Source organism: Methylophaga frappieri (genome assembly GCF_000260965.1).
Taxonomy (GTDB): domain Bacteria; phylum Pseudomonadota; class Gammaproteobacteria; order Nitrosococcales; family Methylophagaceae; genus Methylophaga; species Methylophaga frappieri.
Map to the genome: position 1 here is coordinate 541183 of NC_017856.1, position 21186 is coordinate 562368.

A 21186-nucleotide genomic window follows, 5' to 3' on the forward strand; every position below is an offset into this window, starting at 1 on the left:
TCGTTGTGTAGCGGCTGAAAGGTTTAGCATCGTATCGAAAAAGTACTATTAGTTAATGATAACGTTGATGGGTGCAGCGACACCGTTGAGTATTTTGAATTGATTTTTCATGCTAAATTTTTTGGTAATAGTTTATGAATAAGATTTTTCGCGTTTTTTGGAATTCAAGTTTACAGGTGTGGCAGGCAGTCGGTGAAAATAGTAAAGGTCGTAAAAAGTGTAAGGTTGGCGCCTCTAAGGCCTCAGGTCGGCTTATTGCTTCTGGTGCTCTGACGCTGTTGAGCGCTAATGTTTTTGCTGCTGACTTACCTACCAATGGAGTGGTTGTCTCTGGCCAAGTGGCGATCGAACAACAAGCCAACGTGATGAATGTCACCCAGTCTAGCAACAAAGCTGCGGTTAACTGGCAGTCCTTTGATGTGGGCAAGAATAATACGGTTAACTTTGTTCAGCCCAGCGCCACCTCAGCCATTCTTAATCGCGTCATTGGCAGCGATGTGTCTAGCATCCAAGGGGCTATTAATGCCAATGGTCAAGTCTTTTTAATCAACCCAAACGGCATTTTATTTACTCCTAGCGCACAAGTTAACGTAGGTGCGCTGGTTGCCTCTACGCTTAATATTAGCAACGAAGATTTTAACTCCGGCAACTATGTCTTTGCAGGCGATAGTAGCAGCGCCATTATCAACCAAGGCAACATTCAAACCGCTGATGGTGGTTATGTTGCATTTATTGCCGCCAAAATCGAAAACATCGGCAATATCACGGCCAACAATGGCGAAGTATTGATGGGTGCTGGTGCAAAAGTGACCCTAGATATGGGCGGCCCAGTGAAGCTTGAAGTTGAGCAAGGCGCTATAGATTCACTGATTGCCAACGGCGGCGCGATTCAAGCCGATGGCGGCATGGTGTATTTGTCAGCAAAAGCCGCTGGCGACTTAGCCTCCAGTGTGATTAACCACACAGGCATTGTTGAGGCGAGCAGTTTAAGCAGTGTGGGCGGTGAAATTATTCTGGAAGGCGATAACATCAGCTTAGCCGCAGGCAGCGAACTCAATGCCACCGGTGCAACAGGGGGTGGAGACATATTAGTAGGCGGCGATTGGCAAGGCACAGGCGACATGCGCCAAGCGGTATCCGTTGATATGGCAGCAACGGCCAGCATTGATGCCAGCGCCACGCAATATGGCGACGGCGGTAAAGTGGTATTGTGGTCTGATGTTGCTAACGCTGAATCTGTAACCAGCGTTAGTGGCGACATCACAGCCAGTGCAGGTGCAGAAGGTGGTAATGGAGGCAAGGTTGAAACCTCTGGATATCTTCTAAAAACAAGTGGAGTAAGCCTTGATTTAACCGCCGAAAAAGGTAGCGGTGGTTTATGGTTATTAGACCCTACTAATATCACTATTTCTGGTTCGGCTACAACAGCAGGAGCAACACCCTTACCTAATTATGAATCAAATGTTGATAGTTCTAATGTTTTAAATTCTGACATCGTAAACCAGTTAAACTCAGGTACGAGTGTAACAATTCAAACAGGAAGTGGAGGCGCTCAAGCGGGAGATATTACCCTCGCTAGCGATATTGTTACCGGTAATATGGCCGGTGATGCAACGCTTACGTAGGCGCGGCTAGGACATAGTTTCTTCCAATAGCCCTAAAGTACTCTGTTAGGCCTTTAGTTATAAATGTCTTACCTGTTCCGGCGTAACCTTTTAATAGGAATACGCTTTCTTCCTTATTGCTGAGAAACGAATCGAGCTTATCAACCAATAAACTTTGTCCATCAGTTAAATTGTATTCAGAGAAAGCGTCGTGAAGTTTAATTAGCTCTCGAGTGTTTTCGGGTGCCAGGTCGAATGTTGATACAGCCCTTGATGATGCTTCCTTGAAATCGGCTAGTTTAACTTGGTCTAGTTCTTTTTTGAGTTCGAGTGCCTGGTTTTGAGCGATTTGTTCTGATTCTTCAAGTTTCAAGAGCTCTTCTTTTACTTTTTCTAATTGCTCTTCAAGCTCTTTGTTACTCTGGCTTAGCGCGTTTAGCCCTATATCAGGGTGGCAGGGTTCTATATATGCTGGGTAACTTTCATATGTTGATCCGCTATATGTTTTGAACATCCACTGACCGATCAAATATGCATCTCTCAGTAGTGCTAACGCATCATCTGAATGTACGCTTCGGCCATGTGCCGCTTTATTTCCTAACATCCGGATTGCGTGCAGCTTTTCCACAATATTTTCATCGATTACTTCGATGAAAATATTGGATTTTAGTTTTTCGAAGAACCCATCACTTCGCTCGCAAGGTAAATTTAGTTCTCTATAGAGGATCCCTACTAACTGTTCAGCAAAGCAACGTAATTTGATAATTGCAGTGTGAGGATCAGTATGTACATATTTCTCAGCGAAATTGGCATGTTCATATAGTTGAGGCCAGCGGTTTTTTAACAATTCAAAGTTCTTATTGGGCATGCTTAATTCCTTTTATTTCAACCGCTTCTTATCTTCGTGATTCTTCATATCAATTGGTTTTTTATTTTTTATTATCGCCGTTAAGCGTAAATTCAATAATGTCTTTATGTTTGATGCGACGATGGGTCCCAACTCGATGAAAGGGAATTTGACCGCTTTCAAGGAGCTTAATTAGAAATGGGCGTGAGACGTTAAGAACATCTGCAGCTTCTTGGGTTGTCAGTTCAGGTTGCTGTGGTATGACCTTGACTGAACTTCCATTGCTAATTTCATTTAACGCGTCTGCTAGAAGGCTAATAGCAATTGCGGGCAGTTGAATAATCTTCGGCTCTTCATCATTTCTTATAACCTTGATTGAGTAGCTGGATACATTGTCACTTATCAGCTTGCGCAATACCTGTTTCCCTTTGTGTGCTAATTCGATGTCGCTAGCAGAGGGAGGGGAATTGACGTTTTTATGTGTTGACATACTGGCTCCAATGACAAGGCAGAACTTGAGTAATCAATTTAAACGAAATAAACGAAATAAACAATATATTCGAATCGTACATTGATACTTTATAAACTAACTTGGTTCATTGTTATGCACTGATTAACAACAGAAACTAAAATCTTAGATGATCCACTTGTGGGTATCATAACAAAGTACATTTTGCTCCCCACATGCTGCCAGAACTCGGCCTCTTGGGCATATTTTTTTGCTTTTTGGATAGCGACGTTTTCTGGCAACTGAGTTTTAGTTAGCCCCGAACATAGCAGCTTTGAGCACAAAGCCTTCCAAGGATGCTTAGGTACACCGTCTGAAAGCCGTTCCACAAACCGTTCCAGTGCATGACGAGTCACCACGACAGGTCCAATGTTCGGAACGTTGATTACCTCATCGATTTCTCTCACGGTAGCATTATCGACGATGTATTCTTCGAAGGAATGTGAGAGCCAATCGTCCCGCTTCTCTACCGAGATCTGTGCTTCCTGGTATCGAGTGAGCAAGAACCTAGTCAGGCTGTAAAGTGAATGCTGAGTTGAGCGTTGTTTCTGTAACTTTTTGATGGCTCCTTTACTGACTCGGATTTGAAGCCCATTGCCGCTTCGGTTACTCCCCATCACCTCTTTCACTGACAATAGGTGGTGAATCGCATAGAGCTCAGCTGCAATTGGCTTTTGCTGCTCAGGTAGCTTGTCGTATTGCTCACCTAAATCGACCTTTAGCTCACCACCTCTTCGAAGGCCGGTCTTCCAGTAAACCGTAAACTCACCATCAATCTGCTTTGTTAACAGGGTTAATACCATCATGTTTGTTTCTCCTATTGGTTATCTTTTTTTCATTCTCCATGTTTTTTCAAATATGCAAGGCGCAAAAAAAGGGGCCGAAGCCCCTTGGATCAGATATGAACTTTCGGAAAGCCCATGGCTCCGTAAACATTCAGCACATCATTCCAATCCCAACTTTTCACGCCGAGTGACGTTGGTATCGGGGGGATCAGGACTTGTGTCAGAATGCCTTTTTGCCAGGCTTTTTTCTTGAGTTCATTCGCTGCATTCAGGCCGGTCTCAGAGAGATCGTGATCTGCCCAGATGTACAGCATTTTCACATTACTTGGTGGTTCAAACCTAGCCAGTAGGGTTGCATTCACAACCGACCAACATGTTTGTCCCGTTGCTCTGGTAACCGCTAAAGCTGTTTCGATGCCTTCAGAAACACCTAATACTTCACCAGGCTCACCAATCGGAATGGCACCGCCAGTGATTGTTCTGTCACTTGGTATGGGCATCATCTTTTTAGGCTTTTCAACCGGCGCTTTGAATCCATCTTCACTTAGGTAGATCCGATGAAACGTGGCCGAACGCCCTTGCTGAGTAACGATTTTACCTAGCAGCGCTGGGTAGCTATCGATAAACAGACCATCTTCATCATGGTAAGGCAAGTTTGGATGAAACCTCAGCACCGAATCCCATTCAGGACGTACCCGCGTAACAATGCCACGACGATGCAAGTAGTTCCAAACCGGTTGCGCACGAGTACCTGCAAGGGATAACGTTTCTCCCCAGGTTTGATTCAAGCGATGGATAATCGCTTTGTCCTCTTCCTGCTTTTTAGTCTTCCAGTCAACAGCGTTACTCGGTATTACCCGAGTTGGTACTTGTCCGGGTTGAATGCCTAGAACTTGACCGATTGCTTCAATAGACTGAGCAAAGTTCCATCCATTAATCCAAGACAACAGTTCAAAACCATCATGAAAGATACCGCAGGTGTTACAAACGCCACCTCCGGTATATTCAGCATCTTTGAACAGCCTAAAGCCATCACGACCGCCATGAACAGGACAAGCCACATGACGGCCTTTTCGAGCAATAGCGGCATCAAGTTCTGGCACCAATGCCGCCAAGACTTGAAGCCATTGGCCATTAAGATATGGCCTTACTGTTTCAATCTGTAAAGGTAACGCCATATAACCTCCTTAAGTAAAATGCCAACTCCTACCACTGGTGGTAAAAGTCAGCTTGGGTCCTGCATTAGCCGTTCGGTTAATACAGGATCGTTAGTCAAGCTGGATACCATGTCGTCTTAATAGCCACATGATGGAATCACGAAGCACATCAGGATCGACAACCGCAGCCATTGCGCAAACACGAAAGCAAAATGGCGCAATTTCGTCATTTTGAATCCACGACAACACATCCTTTCGCAATCGAGTACTGACACGACCGTCTAGCAATACACGGATCGCATCCAATAGAATGCCTTCGCGTAACTGCCAGATTTCCGCGTCAGACCAAGTGACTGGGGCATCATCAAACTCAAATAGAAATTCGAGCTGTGATGATGTGTGATGATGGGACTGCTTTTGTGATGTAGGAGAATGGGCAATACGCCCATTCATTAAAGATAACCGCGTTCGGCAAGCGAAACGCAGCCCTCGGATGCGACCACGACATGGTCAAGCGTTCGAATATCAACAAGTGACAAGGCGTCACGGAGTCGATGAGTAATGCGTTTATCAGCTTCACTTGGCTCAGGATCACCCGATGGATGGTTATGAACCAGTATCACTGCTGCCGCATTAAATTCTAGCGCTCGCTTTGTTACTTCCCTTGGATACACGCTCGCTGCATCTAAAGTGCCTTTGAACAGCTCTTCAAATCGAATAACGCGATGCTTTGTATCAAGAAACAGCACGCCAAAGACTTCGTGCTCATACTCGTGCATCAGTGTTTGCAGGTATGAGAACGCCGACGATGGCTGTTCAATTTTTCGACCTTTACTCAATCGACCACGGGCAAGCTTGAGCGCCATATCTAAGATATCCGCTTCAGTCACTTGCTCAGGAACGATATAAGTACCGGCTTCTTCGCCAGCTAAGAACTTTTTGTTTTTCATAGGAGTCTCCCCAAAAAAAAAGCGGAGACGAACCCATGCCCTGAAGGGGACGGAATCGTCCCCGCAGGGTGGTAAAATTGATGCGGTTACTGAATTAACAGTTGTTGTGTTACTTCGAATAACTCACGCTTCAGATCTTTGACGTCATTAATCACAATGCTTTGAGGAAAGAATTTCTCAACACTGCGTGTTTGAATCCCGATCCCCAGCAGCTCAAAGCCACTGCGTCTGCACCGGTCAACAATGTCATGCGTGGCAGCCCAATCATCTGGGTCACCATCCGTTAGCACTATCATTAGCTTTCGCTTCTGTTTTTGTGCTAACAAACTGTTTGCCGCAAACCACATCGCTTGTGCCATAGGCGTACAACCTCGTGGTTTTTGGTCAAAACAGGCGGCCCGATGTCGAACCGATTGCTTGGGCAATAACGCGATAGAAACTTCCTGATGAATACCAGGAAAATAACTGACCGCAGGTACAACACCCGGTATACCTTCCAATGCCATGGCCAAAGCCAAAGCGGCTTCATTGGCAACATGAAAGTACTTGCGATTACCTTCGCCAATGGGCTTACCCATTGAGCCCGATATATCGACAAGCAAGTGCACAGCAGCATTGGGCGCAATGCGAGGTTGCCTTTGAATAAACAATCTCGATTCACCTGCTTGTGAGGCGGCAAGACGATGGGTTGCAACTCGAAGACCGTGCCGTTTAGCATGATTCCGATTGTCCTGACTGGACTGAACCATGCCCCTAAGTCGGGCTCGAATTTGAGCCGACTCTGACGCCGATAAGGTCAAGATGGCCTCATCACCCAACATAGCTTGCTCTGCTTGGGGCAAACTGAGAGGTGTGACGCCCTGATGTCCTTCAGCTTGTTCCGACAACACTTCTGCCACTTGGGCAAAGGTATCGGGTTCAAACTGAGCGGCACTGGCCTCTAAGGCTTGTCGCAAATTGTCAGCTTGATCAGAGTTATCAGAATCACCCGTTTCAGCAGCATCCCCTGTTGCAGACAAACCTGTTTCCGGGGTTTGACTGTCACTACTGTTATTGCTGTCATTACTCGCATCTTGTCCAATGTCATTACCGCTATCAGCATCCGACTCATCCTGTGGTGGACGAGATTCTTCTTCCAACATGGCAACGATGGCATCGACAAGTTTTAGCACTTCACCTGTAGACGCCAGGCTAGGCACTGCTGTCAGCATGGCGCTTAACCGGCTCATCGCTGCGGCAGGAAAGAGTTGTCTCACTCTTTCATCGACTGCTTGATACAAAGGCGTCAGCGCTTTCTGGCCCAGAAAATGGCATCTCAAGCGAAACAACAACCAGGCTTGCAAGTTAGATGCAGGCTCAAGCTGTTCAGGTACACACATTTGCTGTGTGTCCACCATGTACTCAATCACTTGCGAAATACTGCGCCGGGTTCCGGGGTAGTCCTTTGCCAATTCGTTTTCAATGCGAACATCCTCAATAATATTGAGAAGTGCCTTACGGATCGGCTTGGTCGACGCCTTCTGCACCATGTCAAAATTGGTATGCCGAATATGCGCCGCTTCATGAGCCAGATAACCCCAAGCTATCTGTTGATAGTGTGGGTCGTCTGGGTTTGCTGTTGGGATCACAATCCGCTCACCATCTGTAAACGCATCTTGTCCTTGAATAAGCACCTTCAAACCAAACTTTTCGCCATAAGCGGCGGCAACGATTGGCAGTGCATTTTTTAATGGATGATTCATGGGAGTCTCCTAATCATTAGGGGGAATACTCCCTCAGCGGGAGCGTTTCCCCGCTGGGAATGTAAGTGTTTAAACCTGTGCTTTTAGCTTATCCAGGTCGTATTTTTGACCTAACCAAGACACCAATTGAGCTGGACTCTCGTGCTGCTCAAATGACGTTTTAAGCTGGTCTAAACTCAGGATGTCATCCAATGTCAGACCGTACTGGTCTTGTAACTGAGTAGACACCTCGTGTTGATATTGCAGCCAGGCCCGCTCAAAAGCGGTTTGCTGCAATGCCATGTTTGGAACAAACACCATGGCCGTTACCCAAACACCTTGCCCGTCCGCATCTGCGATCAGTACAGGGTTCTTGGGGATCACGACACTATGTGTTGAGTACGACCGTTGTACTAACGTTCGACAACACGCCACTTCTGGTATCGATTCACTTTCAACAGCATCAGTCACACCACGAAAATGCGGCTCAAGCTGCTTCAGTTGGCTGGGTTTATGGATGATTGATTGCATAAATTCCTCTTACATAGTTCAGAGGACATGCGCCCTTAAGGGCAACATGCCCTCAAGGACGTTAAAAATAAAATGAGTTTGGTACAGTCGAACCAAGGTTTGGTCTGACGGTTGGTTGGGGTATTGCACGCAAGTTATCTGCCTGAGCAGATACTGGCTGTGCAGGTTTAGGTTCAGGTTTGGGCATCAGTTGCCTGATATCCAATTGACCTTCCCCGTGCATTCTCATCTTGTCTGGATCAGACAAAATTAAAATGGTCGCCATCAGTTCGTGATAGAGATTGTCTGTCACAGGGCCGGTCTTCGGCAGACGAACAAATAAATTGTTCATCGCTTCAACCATCGGCTGAACTCGATGATCCAGGAAGGACAAACCATCCAACTTGTCTCTTAACCGTTTGAGAGGGTTAAGGGCTCGCTGACTGATTTGATTCTTACCTGCAACGGAACGCTCAAACAGTTCGTTGGCATCACGAGCTACCTCCCTAAAGAGGGTGTGCCCCATACCATTGACCTTGTCATCTAAGCCTCCAGCTTGTTCAGCCGGTTGCATTCGATAGATGGCATAATCGAACTGAAGCCGTTGTTCCACGTCTTCGATGGGTGACAGCGCACGCCGGATTGCATCTGCAAATTCCGGGTGTTTTGCAACCCAGTCAAAAGTCACCTGATCATAGTTGTCCAAGAACAACTGCTTGCACTGCGCAAACTCCTGACCGATTCGGTCAAGCTCTGGAACAATCTGATCAATTCGGTCTTCAGGGACGGCATAGCCACCTAAAAACCGCACACCGACTTGCTCACACAAGCGCTGCGCTTCTTTCTTAAGCCTTTCAAAGTTCGCCAATGCCTCTGGGTCGCAAATTTTTTTACTCCCTAAGCTGGCAACATCCTTCGGTGGAAGTTGGCTGCCATTGGCTAACCTGAAATCTTCAGGCCTTAGTTTTTTTCTACCGCTCCAGATGGAACAGTCGATGTGACAAATCAACAGTTTGTCGAGGGTTTGAATACTCATAGTGCATCCTCATGCGAGATGGGGACGCACCACTCCCAACAGGAGCAATGGCCCCCATTTGGGTGGTAGTAGTTGACGCGCTAATGGCAACATCACTATCAGAAATAGTAATTTTGCGAATCAGGCGACGATTGGTTGAGATCGATTTTCGCAGGCATTAAGTCCAGTGCTTCAGCTATCGGGCGAACCCGTTCTAAATCACTGCCTAATAACCTCAATACATCTTTTTCCAACTTAAGTTGGTCGGATACTTCTATCCCTTCAGGACTCGCTACTGTGAGCGAACACAGTGGAGGTAATTGACGCTTAAAGGCCAGTAACAGCAACAATGGCCACGGGCCATCATCAGTGTTAACAATGCCAGCGCCTTCACCTGACACCATGCTGATTTGATTGGTTCTAGGTAATCCGCTTTTGCAAAACCCTAATGACCATTCTCCAATCCTGACCTGGTTATCATCAATAACAGCCAAGCCATAGGCTTCAAGCAGCTTTGCCATATCGAACAACGCTTTTTGCGCCAGCGATATTTGGCCATTGACGTCCTTGCGAGTACGAAACTCCCAACTGACGTTATTGGCGCACGCGAGGCTATCAAGCGCATTTGAGAGTTCAAATGGCCGCCCTTGATGATCAATGCCGACTTGACCAACCAATCGATAACCCTTGTTGATTTTCTCATTGATTCGTCGGTCTGCTTCAGCGTTAGGATCAGTCGAATCAATCAATCGCTGCTGCGACAATTGACCAGCTTTTCCAAACCGAACTTCAATCTCCTGGGTATCCGATCCAACGTAAATGGCCCATTCTTTGGCTGTCCCATCAGAATGACTGTAACGGTAAAGAGCAAAGCACTTTTCCATCATCAATCCTCCCAGTGGTCACCGAAGACATCAGCGGCAATACGGTGAATGGCTTCTCGTTGCTCCAACTCAGCACGAGCCGTCAAAGACCGAGCCAGTGCATATTCCACTGCGTTAGGAGCGCCTTTAAAAGCAAGTGTTAGCTTTGCCCAGCGCACCAAGGTCCGAGTGGACATGGTGATACTAAGCTCAGCACCGCCATCCGCGCCCCCAATAAAAAGACGACGAATGTCACCAGCCACTTTCACCATTTTTTGGCGAAAGACTTCTGGTAAGCCCGGCGCAACGTTCTCCAGAATGGCTTCCTCTACAGAAGGCTCTGCATAGGTCGCTTCGATGATTCTAAAGCGATCAAGAAAAGCCAAATTCTGTTGAAGCACACCTTGATATAAGCCCGTTTGATCACCGCTGCCCGCACTGTTGCCGGTTGCGATAAAACGAAACTTGTTATGTGGCATGATGATCTCACCGCCATTTTGTGCGATGACCAACGGGGCACCTTCCAAAATGTCATTGAGCCCAGCCAGTTCAGCAGGCTCAGCAAGATCCATTTCATTAATGATCAGCAAATGGCCATGCTTTACAGCCAGTGCCAGCGGTCCAAACACAAAGGTCATGTTGCCATTAACCAGCGTGTGGTGACCGATAAGATCGGACAACTCCAATCGACCGTGCGCAGTAATTTGCTGAACAGGCCAATTCAATCGAGAAGCAACTTGGCAAATTAGCGAGGTCTTACCGCATCCAGTGGGGCCTGTAATATACAAACCGTCACCGTCTGGGTTAGACAAAAACGCCAATACGTCACGTAAATCTTCTTTTCTAAAAACATACTCGTCCTTGCAAACGGGAATGTTTGGATGAGTAGTGTCGGCACTAAATCCTTCCAGAACGAAAGCATCAGGAGCCGGGACATTAAACGCTTGATTCACTTGAACCAAAAATGGGGATTGTTCAGTCATGGTAAACCTCATCAGTTTTGACGAGGCCCCATGCCCCAACAGGGAATGAAGTCCCCGTCGGGTGGTGTGTTGATTGTGGTATGGCTGTGTATGTAAGAGTTCAGCTCGCTCTATCATTCGTACCCAGCATTGGCTACGAGTGAAACTGCTTTCTGATGCACTCGATGTAAGTGCATGAGAAAGGAGCCGAAATCGGCTCCAAGTGAACGTTAAAAGTAAAATGAGCTCGGCGAGTCACCTGGCAGAACCAAGATCTCTTGCTCAAGGCTGATTTTGATTGGTGTTTCAACGGGCTGCTCTGGCTTATTGGTGCTGATACGCAACCGCTCTTGTGGCGCTTTTCGGTAAGCAGCTAAAACCTGATCGTCCAGCTCGCCTAATTTATCGGTGGCCAATTGCTTATAGTCCACCGTACCCGCCATCATGTAGCGGCTGAGTTTGACCCCAGCATAATCGGCATGAGCGTAGTTACCCATCATAGCGACCAATTTCGACTGAGCGTCTCGCATTTCTTCTTTCAAAGATTTGATGTGATTTTCCAGTCGGACCACTTCGGCATGTGCTGAGCAATACTGGCGAGACAACGATGTCCAGCGGTATTGAGCTTCACCCTTGGGAACAAAACAATCTTGCTCTGGGCATTTTGACGGTTCTTTTTTGGTCTGTACTAACTCCCAAAACTGAAGCGCTGTTTCTTGCAATTCAGTTAAGAACAATGCGTCTCGTTGTATTTCAAACTCAATCAGTTGATCCTCAAAATAGAAAACCAACCAACCACGCGTGCTATTGGCGACCAGTATTTGATGCTGTACTTGCACCCAATACAACTGGTACGCCTCGCTTTGTTCTCGGTGAGCTTGCACATCCTCAAAAACTGACTGGCAAGGACATTTCAGTTCAACGGGTTCGCCCGCATCGTTGATGCCATCAAAGCTGGCTCGAAAGATTGCGTTATGATCGGCTTCTGCACATAACGGCAGAAGAAAGTCATTATGCGCATTCTCAAATGCTCGCCTTGCTTGAGGCTCCAACCTTATACCGCGAAGCACATTTGGATTATTCGACAGGTCTTCCGGTAATACGAATCCGGTTTTTTCTGCCCATAATCGCCAAGGTGTTTTGTAGGGTGAACGCCCCATAATAATTGGGGCTTCAGATGCCGTAACCCCTGCAATGCGCCACTGGTGCCATGCAGGAGTACGCTGTGATAGGTCGATAACCTTCATATTGCCTCCTTTGAGGGGAGACTCCCCCGAAGGAGAGAACTCCCCTTCAGGGTTAAGTGGTTACTTTGCAGCTTGTGCTAACGCTGTTTGGTGCTGAACAACACTTACTTGAACCGAATCAATTGCCGCTTTACCGGCTTGAATCGAACCTACGACAAGGGCAACAACCAATACCAAGCGAAAAAGTGAGGCTGATTTAGTCATGGAAGATCTCCAAAAAAAAAGACGAGACCTTCCCCCTGACGGGAGAATAATCCCGCCAGGGTTCGTAAAGTGAATGCGTGGCGCTAAGAAGCTAAAGGCTGTGTGAGCGCTTTGGCTGCTTGTTGCTGTGCATTAAATATTTCTTGTTTCGCAAACGTCAGTTCAACACCTTGAAAATGTTCATTGGCATATTCCAATGCACTATTCCAAGCGTTTGAAGCTTCCGCCCGCTCGATAAGCTTGTAAACAAGCCCTCGGGTTCGATCATCAACTTGCTCGGGTGGAATCACCGATGGCTCAACAACGTGTGTTGCTTGGCCTTCGATAATTCGCTCCGCTTCGTCTTGATCGAAAATTCCCACAAAGCCAAACGCAATGCGGGAACACTGGATCATGGATTTATGCCTTAGCATTCGCTTAGTGTGCGTCTGCCATGGACCATCCACACGGTAAGGGCCATTTTTGCCGTTACCTTCAAAAGGCGGTCGATAGACTTCATCCAGGTACTCAGTGATTTTGACTGGGTGCGAACGGTCGCGCCGATAGATAATGCATTCCATCCATTCCGGGCATTCTTTCGCGCCATCCAGTGAGACTTTGGTTTCTGAAGTCTTGAACTCCATGCCATCAAACTGGTCGTGTTGATTGATGATGCGAGACCATCCATCGACACCTACCACTGGAATAATTCCAGCTTGTTTATCAGGGAACGCAAAAATCTCTTTGGTGAAAGGGTTCAAGCCGTACTGATCTGCAACCACCAAGAGCGCCATCATCTGCTCATTGGTCGGTGCACTACCGTCACGTTGCTTGAATGCTGTTGCTTTTAGGGTATCGAACAACTTGTTTGGATCGACACTAAAGCGCTCAGCAAAGCGTTGGATTAGCTTTGGTTTTTCCATTGTGGACTCCGACAATCAAAGTGGGAGTCTGACCCTGACGGGAAAGTACTCCCGGCTGGGTTAAAGCGTTTTCGCTCGGTTAAAAATCTGGTTCAGGATAAGTTTGTGCTCAATTAGTTTGGGAGCCTGCATCATCCGCCGGTGATGGCTCAGATGCTCTGTTCACACTATCAAGAAGCAGAAACTCGTCCGCGTCCACTTCGGTCAATCGATGCTTAGTGCCATCTTTCTCCCATGATCGCGTGCGCTGAGGCCCTTGAACAAAAAGCTTCGCTCCTTTTTGGATCAAATCTTTTGCTCTTAGCCCTAACTTAAATCCACCACGATCTCGAAAAACAACCCGATGCCATTCCGTATGCTCTTTGAGCTCATTGGATTGACGGTCGCGCCATTTCTCAGAAGTGGCCAGCGAAATGCTGGTCACCAAATCACCTGATGGATAGGCTCGCGTCTCTGGCTCAGCGCCAACGTAGCCTATGAGTGTTACTTGGTTTTTCATGATGTTCTCCTCGTCTTAGTTGAACTCTGTGCACACAGTCGCTTCTACCCGGCTGGGCAAAGAAGACTGACGACGCAGATAGGTTGGTATTTCGAGTAAAGCCATGTCGTACTGATGTGGCTCTTTGTAAAACGCAGATGTCAAACGGGGCATACCAGGAGCTTTAGGCACTGCCATTGGACGACGTTTTGGTGTTGGTGTGAGCAATCGCTTGATTTGAGTAAGTACAAATCGAAACGGGCGCACGCTTTGACGAGCAACCAATCGCAAAAGCGACCAGCTCAGTTTTGCAAGCAACATAATGCCTGCGACTTGGATAATAAATCCGAAGATATATTCCATTGGTGACTCCTTAATTAGGTTGTGAAGGAGTCACCCCCAACTGGGGAAAACTCCCCCAGTTGGGTGGTGAAAAGGCGAACCGCAAGGAACGCATGGTTGCGCATGTAAAAACATGCAGGCTATTTGTTTAAGGAGGCTAGCTACCTCTTAGTACCACTGAGAAAACTCAGCGGCGGGCTTCCTTTGAGCTCATGCTCTCAGGCGCAGATATCACTGAAACAGATCAGCAATATTTGATAGTCAGTGTAACCGTCTTATCCGGACAGGATAGTTAGAAAGATGCTCAATTCTTCCACCTAGCTGAAAGGCCATTACCTCACAGAGGATTAGGCTAGGGACTGATTATTGTCATATCAGGAGCAAACTTATGGCCCAAGCAAAACCCAATTACTCAAAACCCATCTTTGAACAATCATTCACAATTAATAGCTTACAGGCGCAACGTGTCGTTGACCGTGTTTTTAGACGGACGGTCAGTGCGCTTTACGGAATCGATGTCATCCTGCGCATCATTGGCGATGAGAACGAAATTGATGAAGTGGAACAGATCATTAGCCAGTTGATCGAGGATTGCGCTAAGGCGGTAGTCAACGAACAATCTCGTTTGGACAAATTGATGGAGTCCAACGGCATCGATGAAGTACCTGGCTACACCGACCCGATTACCTTCAACGCTAAAATCAGCTCGCCTCAGGTTGGCCAGTTTGTCGGCTTAGTGCGCAAACTCGATTCGTTGATGATCTCAATGGACACTCTCTGGTTGTCTAGCGTGCTTAGCAACAAGCAACGTGTTGATGGCAACTACGCATGGCAACAGCGCATTATCAAACTTGCACGACGCATTATTGATATCGAAATTCGAGCACGAAAATCAGCCCAAGCTAAGGGTAAAGAAGCTGAAGTTGAGCAAGCGGTGCCTTCTACCGATGACGATATCACTGAAGAGGAAACAGATAACCCCGCCAACTAGCCAACTAGGCTCCCATCAACCAGCCCCTCTCGAAGGGGCTCCTCAAAATTTGGTGTTGTGGGCTTTGAAACAATGGCTTCGTGTTTTATGCTCCTCATCACACTTATGGACAAAAGCTTCTTAGACTGGTCGCTCTATTTAGGCTAGTAAGCATTAGGAAAAGTAAGGGTAACGCCCGTATGAATCGACCGAGCTTTCCTAACCACTTAATTGCTTAACAATTAAGTACAAAACAGGCTTAAATACCCATTAATCCCAATGAGTTGCATCATATAGCCATCAAGTTGCTTATATTAATAAAGCCTATTAACCATCAATGACTCATTAATGAACAATATCATTGTATTAATTGCCACCACCCCTAGAGTGAACCTACTCACAGAGTTTGCTCTACCATCAATCCAGAGTCAGACACACCTACCAACTTCTGTCGTGCTTGTATCCGATAGCCGTGAGTTATACCAAAGTGAAATAGAACGTCTGCGTAAAAGGCTGCAAGGTATCCCCTTACATACATTAACCAATGCATTTTCACCAGGTGCTGCTGGTAGTTGGAATACTGGCATCAGCTATATCTCCAAGCATTTCCCTAGTAGCTACATTGCGATTATCGATGATGATGACACTTGGCAGCCTGAGCACCTACAAACTTGCTTGCGCCACAGCGATGCGAACAAAGCGGATGTCGTACTGTCCGGTATCAACGTCAACTTTGATCAAAGAACAGTGGCAACTAACATACCCAACGAACTGACTGTTGATGACTTTCTAATTGGCAATCCGGGATGGCAAGGTTCAAACACCTTCATCAAGACCGAGTTGGCTTTCAAGGTAGGTGGGTTTACTGATGGCCTAGTGAGTAGCAACGACAAAGATTTTGCCATTCGGGTCTTAGAGTCCGGTTTAGCGACGATCCGTTATACCCATCTAGCGACAGTTAATTGGATGTGTAACCAGTCACCAGATGCACTTTCAGCACCGGGATCGAAGCAAAAGCTACAAGGATGTGCTCAATTTTTGCGATTACACGGAAACAAGATGTCTACTGGCACAATGGACCTTTATTTTCAGCGAGCTTTTGAGCTTTTTACTCTTACCAAGGAAGAGATCTTAAATGAACAAAAACGATTGGAGAGCATCAATGACTAGCTACAGTACCAGAGCTCCAAGCCAATATAGTGAGATTCTTTGCGACCGAAATGTAACGCTAGTTCACTCCTCTGCTGTTGAATTTAAAAATGCCGAGGTGGTGATAGCAATTGCTCACAAAAACAAAGCACAAGCTTTATGTAATGCACTAAAAAGCTGCCTACAACAAAGTCTAGTGCAGCAGTGTATAGCACGCATCCTTGTACTAGATGATAGCTCTGATGCCGCTTGGTCTTCGGAAATAGAAGCGTTACTCCACCACCCAGCAGTAACGCTTTTAAAGGCAGAATGTGGCTATCCCGCAAGAGCTCGTAACCTTTTGCTCGATTGGGCAGACACGCAACCCAAACTACAATGGATTGCTCGACTCGATGCCGATGATGAATTATTCGCAACAAATAGCCTCGAAGGGCTCTGGCGTTCTGTTTGCGGTACACAGAAAAAAGCGGCAATCGGCAGCAATAAGTTACGAAAAGATGGACGAATTCTACCCAGCGACAATATTGCAAACGCCCAAGAGCTAACAGATCATTTCAATCTTGCTGGCTTTATCGAATATTTTGCCTCCGGTAAGCAACAACGAGAGCTCCCTTCATGTAATTTACTGTTGAGAACTCAGCTGGGCATTAGGTACCCCAATATCCGAAGTGCGGAAGATCACTGGTTAGTGACCAGACTTTTGATGTTGCACCCCAATGACGTAGCGGTCTGTCCTTACCCTATCTATGCCATTTATTCGCTTGATGGTGACGATACCAAGCAAAACAAATCCAATCTGGCTTGGCGAGATCAGAGAAACCGATTGGCGTATGTCGCAAGAACTTGGAGCACACTACTTTCAACCAACCGATATATACTCGGAATTGGTATGGAAGGGGCTGTCTGGCTACAACACAACCAAGTTTATAAAGAGTTCTATCCCTGGGCGATCACCGACATCGAAGTGCAAGATCTGAGGTCTTTACTTGCTGATAAAGATGTTCCTATCCCAAAGTTAACATGGAGGAAGTGTGACGGGTTATGGCAATACAATACTGCCTACGAGAGCAGTACGCCGCCCGGATATAAAATCGATGAACAAGTGATTGTTAACTATCTAACAAAGCTATATCAAGCAGGTATAAGCACGCTTAACATCAAACGAGATAATCTTATCATCACTCCCAAGGGCGAGCTTCAGTACATTGATGTTGGCAAAGACATAAGGCCACTAACCTCGTCATACTTTCGTGACATGTGTGCACGTCTGTACTCGATTGGCATATTGGGCAACAGTGATGAGGAACTGGTCCGTAGAAAGAGTTGGCGCCGACAGGATGATGCATTAAAAGCCCTTCCGGGGTTTGAGCAATTCTACAACAAGCTAATAGTTCAACTTCATCCACAATGTATCGAGCTTAGTAGTCCCCCTCTCCCTAAAGCATCTTTCAAAAGCAAAGCTGTGACCCTAATGATCAAGGCCTGTGGACAAGATGCCAAGGTATTCACTGAGCAAGTAGCGCATATCGTTACGCAGCTTAGCTACCCAGTGACTTTTGCTAAAGTCATACTACTCATAGACCCGTATCAAGGGGAGTTTCTGCGCCAATATGCAAAGGCAAATCTAGCGTCAGTCATTGAGCAGGCTGAAACCCTAAAAGAGCAAGGGCTGATTGACACGATACTTATAGCCCCTTCAGAGCCAAGCATTATAATGGCGACATACGAAAAGTGGTTCGGTCATAAAGGATGTACAGAAACACATACTCCGAAAAATGCGCCTCTTTTCCCACAAGTTTGGGGATTTGACCAAGTGGAAACCACTTACGTACTACAATGTGACTTGGATGTACTGGTTGGTCGCCGGAACTGGCAACATGATTATATCGCCGACATGATTTATGCCTGTGAGCCAAAAGATGTGTTGGCTGTTGGTTTCAATATCCCCAAAAGCAGTCCTTGCTTTAATCCTTACCATGGTTCCCCTGGTGAATTTGCACCAGAGGTTCGATTTGGCCTGCTAGATCTGCGCAGAATAAAGGATCAGCTACCGATAGATAATCCACCAGCAGGAAATAGACTCACCTTAACTTGGCACCGGGCACTACAGGCCGCAATGAAACAGCGTGGTTTACGAGCGCTACGAGGTGGCGATCCTCAAAGTTACTATGTTCACCCTAGCAATGAGCACAAACATTTACTGGAGCTTTCGGTTGCACGAGATTTGATTGCACAGGGAGTCGAGCCAAGAGAGCAACACGAGCAGTTTGATTGGGTGCCAGGTACACACTGGAAATACCAACAGCGGCATGAACCGATTGTGTTTCTTCTAAAAGGCAAACTTACCGAGCACACCTTACTCAAGCGATGCCTAGATTCATTGCGAAGCCAAACTAATCAAAACTTTGGCGTGATCCTTATTGATGATGCTAGTGGCGCAGTGCATAACTGGTGCTATCCAATGTTGTTGGATGAGCTCCAGAGCAAAACAACCTTGATAAGGCACTGCGTAAACCAAGGCAGAATGCCCAACTTCCTGCTGGCCATCAATGAGATCTGCCAAGATCCCAACACCTTGGTAGCAGTGCTAGATCAAGACGACTGCTTAATGCAAACCTGTATTGTAGACGCTTTGCTTGCGGCCAAGCAGCAAGGCGCAGATCTCATTCAAATGCCGATGTTTCGCCCGAATAAGCCACTCAACTTATATCGTCCTGATTACACTCACCCGAGGCTCGCTGGTGGCGCCAATGTATGGAGCCATCTCAGGGTATTTACCAAAGCGCTCTTTGAACAAGTTCCCGAAGATTACTTCAAGCGCGCAGACCACTCGGACTGGTTTAATATCGTCACCGACTACGTAACCATGTTACCCATGGCTGAACTGGCAAAGAAGTCTGTTTACCTAGACTCCGGTTATGCATACTGGCACCTGCGCCAAAACTCTAGTCATGACAATAGACAGCAAGAAGACAAGTTGATAAGTGAACTACTTTCTAAGCCTTCTCTGTTAACGAAAGAAGATAGGTTTGCTGAACAGACGCCAGTATCTTCTGAAGGCGATTGACGTAAAGTGACGCTTGGTTGTCATACATCCACCAATTTGGAGAAAACTGACTGTCCCTTGAGGCATAGAACAGTGGCTCAATTGCCTGTATATTCTCATAATTCGCTTGATCGAGCCACGTGTGATAACCAACCTTTGAAAGATCTTCCCACAAGTAGCTTGCTTCTTTACGAGATAAGCTTGGTAGTTGTTGCAAGAGATGAAAACAGTCTTGACTAGCCATTGCGCATGATTTGCTAGGGCGTTGAGACTGCAATAGCAATTCCGGCCAATCAACCTTATCTTTCCAAGATAGGGCTAAACGCCTCTCTCCCAACCAATTGTGATAGGCCGCTGGCAGTGCTTTCTTGTTAGAGTGGTCTGGTGTCCTTTCTAATGAAGGTAGCAAAGCCATACAGCTAACACGTACATCGACCTGGTATCCGAGCATCGTCTGAATGGCTAGTAGCCCTAGCGAAGGCTTACATCCCAGCGCTTCTTCTAGTTTTCTACTGTTAGTGTCCAGTTTTTCAATGAACTGCTCAGGTACTTCGCCTTGGACAAGAAATCCTCTTTTAAGGCCTGCCTGTTTACTATTTGTAATTGTTACATCGGTACCAGGTTTGAACGATGCTGGTTGATTGAATCTGATGATTCTCTCGTTATCAACTATGATCAGTTTCCCCGGACCATTACCAACAATATGCCATATGCTCAATTACTCACCCCTGCTCAAATAGCCTTATTGGTGCCTGTCAGACTTCCAATCTCGGTAAATCTTCTTCCAGGTCATTGAAGTCTGCTGTACCAATATTTTTGGACGGAGCTTCGGTGGCACATAGTGCCCGTCTCTGAACCGACCACACAATCCACAAGCACTCTTCATGAGATCACGCATTTCGTCATCACCTGATGGTAAACGCTGCCGTCCATTTTTTTGATTTAACACTCGATCAATACCACCACCAACAGCGCATGGATAATACCCTTGAGGTGTAAGACCCAATCCACAAGTGCGAGCAATATCGCAGCCGTTAGAATAGTCACTAAACTTGTGGTACCAACTATCAACAGGCGCCAGATTAAATGGGCCAAAATCGGGCTGAATGGAGTCTGTTTTTGCTGAGTTCTCGATAGACAACCAATCAGGAAGCTTAGAAATGACCGTATTCACACGGCGCCCATATCCATTTGTCACTAGTTGAATGCATAAGTCAGGCTGAGCTATTTTAAGGCGATGCAACTCTGATAGGATTTCATTCAACTCAGGGTGTAGCGTTGGTTCTCCACCGAGAATACGAATTTTCCTCCAACTTCGATGCTGACATAGGCTATCCTCGACAAACTGAGATATTTCCTCTAATCCTATGTGTTTTTTATCCGGTGCTTGAGCGGATGAGCGATTGCAATTATTGCACTTCAAATTACATTGGTATGTGATATCTATTTCTAACAGATCATCAGCCGCTTGATATTGGTACCCCATCAACCTAGTTACAGGCTTCTGCACGCGAAACCATCGCCACAGAGCCTTCAGTTGAAACCAAAACTTAGCGAAGCGAACCCATTTTTTGGGATAATCGTGTGAATAGATAAAGGGCTCCATGCTATTTCTTAACGCCATTAGTTGCTTTTCCTTGGCTCGTTACTAATTGAAGTTGGAATTCGATACTCGAACGCATAGTGTACCGATTTAGAAAAATAAGATCATAAAAGTAGTGTTATAGGGTGCTAGTGAAGCACTCCATGCCACCGATTAGATTGAGTAGGTCAAACTACAATGCTGTCATTTTTGAGGTAAAGCATCGCTGGCTCACAATGGGGCAAAAGCGCGTTAGCTGAAGTGCAATCACAAAGTGCCAAATTGGTTACCTTAAGGCAAATTATGCTCATTAAAGTAACCAAAATGAAACATTATTGGCTCAG

General features: G+C 46.3%; 22 protein-coding genes. 4 read left to right on the top strand and 18 right to left on the bottom strand.

The window, feature by feature from the left end; all coding sequences use genetic code 11:
• Positions 1-134: 134 nt before the first annotated feature.
• Positions 135-1625, top strand: a complete 1491-nt coding sequence (locus Q7C_RS02430; protein WP_083839442.1) for a two-partner secretion domain-containing protein — start codon at positions 135-137, stop codon at positions 1623-1625.
• Here the strand turns inward: Q7C_RS02430 and Q7C_RS02435 are convergent.
• From Q7C_RS02435 to Q7C_RS02505, 16 genes are all read right to left on the bottom strand, one after another.
• Positions 1618-2472 carry a DUF4145 domain-containing protein gene (locus Q7C_RS02435; protein ID WP_008844807.1) on the bottom strand — a complete coding sequence of 285 codons (855 nt, stop codon included), beginning with the start codon at positions 2470-2472 and terminating at the stop codon, positions 1618-1620. The two genes, Q7C_RS02430 and Q7C_RS02435, sit on opposite strands and share 8 nt — an antisense overlap.
• A gap of 61 nt (positions 2473-2533) precedes the next feature.
• A complete protein-coding gene (locus Q7C_RS02440; protein WP_008844806.1) occupies positions 2534-2941 on the bottom strand; it encodes a helix-turn-helix domain-containing protein in 408 nt (135 codons plus the stop codon).
• An 89-nt stretch (positions 2942-3030) separates the two neighbouring features.
• Positions 3031-3765, bottom strand: a complete 735-nt coding sequence (locus tag Q7C_RS02445; protein ID WP_014703111.1) for a hypothetical protein — start codon at positions 3763-3765, stop codon at positions 3031-3033.
• Between the two features lie 89 nt (positions 3766-3854).
• Complete coding sequence (locus Q7C_RS02450) at positions 3855-4922, bottom strand: DUF7146 domain-containing protein (protein ID WP_014703112.1); 1068 nt, start codon at positions 4920-4922, stop codon at positions 3855-3857.
• A 90-nt stretch (positions 4923-5012) separates the two neighbouring features.
• Entirely contained in the window at positions 5013-5354 is a 342-nt protein-coding gene (locus Q7C_RS02455) for a hypothetical protein (RefSeq protein ID WP_014703113.1), read from the bottom strand.
• The gene (gene radC / locus Q7C_RS02460; RefSeq protein ID WP_012368361.1) at positions 5354-5851 is read right to left on the bottom strand and encodes a RadC family protein; all 498 of its coding nucleotides are present in this window, start codon (positions 5849-5851) and stop codon (positions 5354-5356) included. The genes Q7C_RS02455 and radC overlap by 1 nt, the downstream gene beginning before the upstream one ends.
• Positions 5852-5937: 86 nt before the next feature.
• Positions 5938-7593: a VWA domain-containing protein gene (locus Q7C_RS02465; protein WP_014703114.1), complete on the bottom strand. Its 1656-nt coding sequence runs from the start codon at positions 7591-7593 to the stop codon at positions 5938-5940.
• Positions 7594-7662: 69 nt separating this feature from the next.
• Complete coding sequence (locus tag Q7C_RS02470; protein WP_014703115.1) at positions 7663-8103, bottom strand: hypothetical protein; 441 nt, start codon at positions 8101-8103, stop codon at positions 7663-7665.
• A gap of 61 nt (positions 8104-8164) precedes the next feature.
• Positions 8165-9118 carry a DUF3150 domain-containing protein gene (locus Q7C_RS02475; protein WP_014703116.1) on the bottom strand — a complete coding sequence of 318 codons (954 nt, stop codon included), beginning with the start codon at positions 9116-9118 and terminating at the stop codon, positions 8165-8167.
• A gap of 98 nt (positions 9119-9216) precedes the next feature.
• The gene (locus Q7C_RS02480; protein WP_014703117.1) at positions 9217-9984 is read right to left on the bottom strand and encodes a hypothetical protein; all 768 of its coding nucleotides are present in this window, start codon (positions 9982-9984) and stop codon (positions 9217-9219) included.
• Positions 9984-10943 (bottom strand): AAA family ATPase, encoded by a 960-nt coding sequence (locus Q7C_RS02485; RefSeq protein ID WP_014703118.1) that lies wholly within the window; start codon positions 10941-10943, stop codon positions 9984-9986. Before Q7C_RS02485 ends, Q7C_RS02480 begins: the two co-directional genes overlap by 1 nt.
• A 209-nt stretch (positions 10944-11152) precedes the next feature.
• The gene (locus Q7C_RS02490) at positions 11153-12169 is read right to left on the bottom strand and encodes a YqaJ viral recombinase family nuclease (protein WP_014703119.1); all 1017 of its coding nucleotides are present in this window, start codon (positions 12167-12169) and stop codon (positions 11153-11155) included.
• 60 nt (positions 12170-12229) lie between these two features.
• Positions 12230-12373 (bottom strand): hypothetical protein, encoded by a 144-nt coding sequence (locus Q7C_RS13655; protein WP_014703120.1) that lies wholly within the window; start codon positions 12371-12373, stop codon positions 12230-12232.
• An 83-nt stretch (positions 12374-12456) separates the two neighbouring features.
• The gene (gene bet / locus Q7C_RS02495; protein WP_014703121.1) at positions 12457-13275 is read right to left on the bottom strand and encodes a phage recombination protein Bet; all 819 of its coding nucleotides are present in this window, start codon (positions 13273-13275) and stop codon (positions 12457-12459) included.
• Between the two features lie 109 nt (positions 13276-13384).
• Complete coding sequence (locus Q7C_RS02500; RefSeq protein WP_014703122.1) at positions 13385-13774, bottom strand: single-stranded DNA-binding protein; 390 nt, start codon at positions 13772-13774, stop codon at positions 13385-13387.
• A 15-nt stretch (positions 13775-13789) separates the two neighbouring features.
• Entirely contained in the window at positions 13790-14116 is a 327-nt protein-coding gene (locus Q7C_RS02505) for a hypothetical protein (RefSeq protein ID WP_007104995.1), read from the bottom strand.
• Between the two features lie 367 nt (positions 14117-14483).
• Here Q7C_RS02505 and Q7C_RS02510 point away from each other — a divergent pair, with 367 nt between their 5' ends.
• The 3 genes from Q7C_RS02510 to Q7C_RS02520 all read left to right on the top strand — a co-directional run bounded on the left by Q7C_RS02510 (position 14484) and on the right by Q7C_RS02520 (position 19281).
• Positions 14484-15086 carry a hypothetical protein gene (locus Q7C_RS02510; protein WP_014703123.1) on the top strand — a complete coding sequence of 201 codons (603 nt, stop codon included), beginning with the start codon at positions 14484-14486 and terminating at the stop codon, positions 15084-15086.
• 327 nt (positions 15087-15413) lie between these two features.
• A complete protein-coding gene (locus Q7C_RS02515) occupies positions 15414-16235 on the top strand; it encodes a glycosyltransferase family 2 protein (protein WP_014703124.1) in 822 nt (273 codons plus the stop codon).
• Entirely contained in the window at positions 16228-19281 is a 3054-nt protein-coding gene (locus tag Q7C_RS02520) for a glycosyltransferase family A protein (protein ID WP_014703125.1), read from the top strand. The genes Q7C_RS02515 and Q7C_RS02520 overlap by 8 nt, the downstream gene beginning before the upstream one ends.
• Here the strand turns inward: Q7C_RS02520 and Q7C_RS13590 are convergent.
• Both Q7C_RS13590 and Q7C_RS02525 read right to left on the bottom strand, forming a co-directional pair.
• The gene (locus Q7C_RS13590) at positions 19211-19978 is read right to left on the bottom strand and encodes a hypothetical protein (protein ID WP_151194712.1); all 768 of its coding nucleotides are present in this window, start codon (positions 19976-19978) and stop codon (positions 19211-19213) included. The two genes, Q7C_RS02520 and Q7C_RS13590, sit on opposite strands and share 71 nt — an antisense overlap.
• 24 nt (positions 19979-20002) lie before the next feature.
• Complete coding sequence (locus tag Q7C_RS02525) at positions 20003-20884, bottom strand: radical SAM protein (protein WP_014703126.1); 882 nt, start codon at positions 20882-20884, stop codon at positions 20003-20005.
• Positions 20885-21186: the final 302 nt, after the last annotated feature.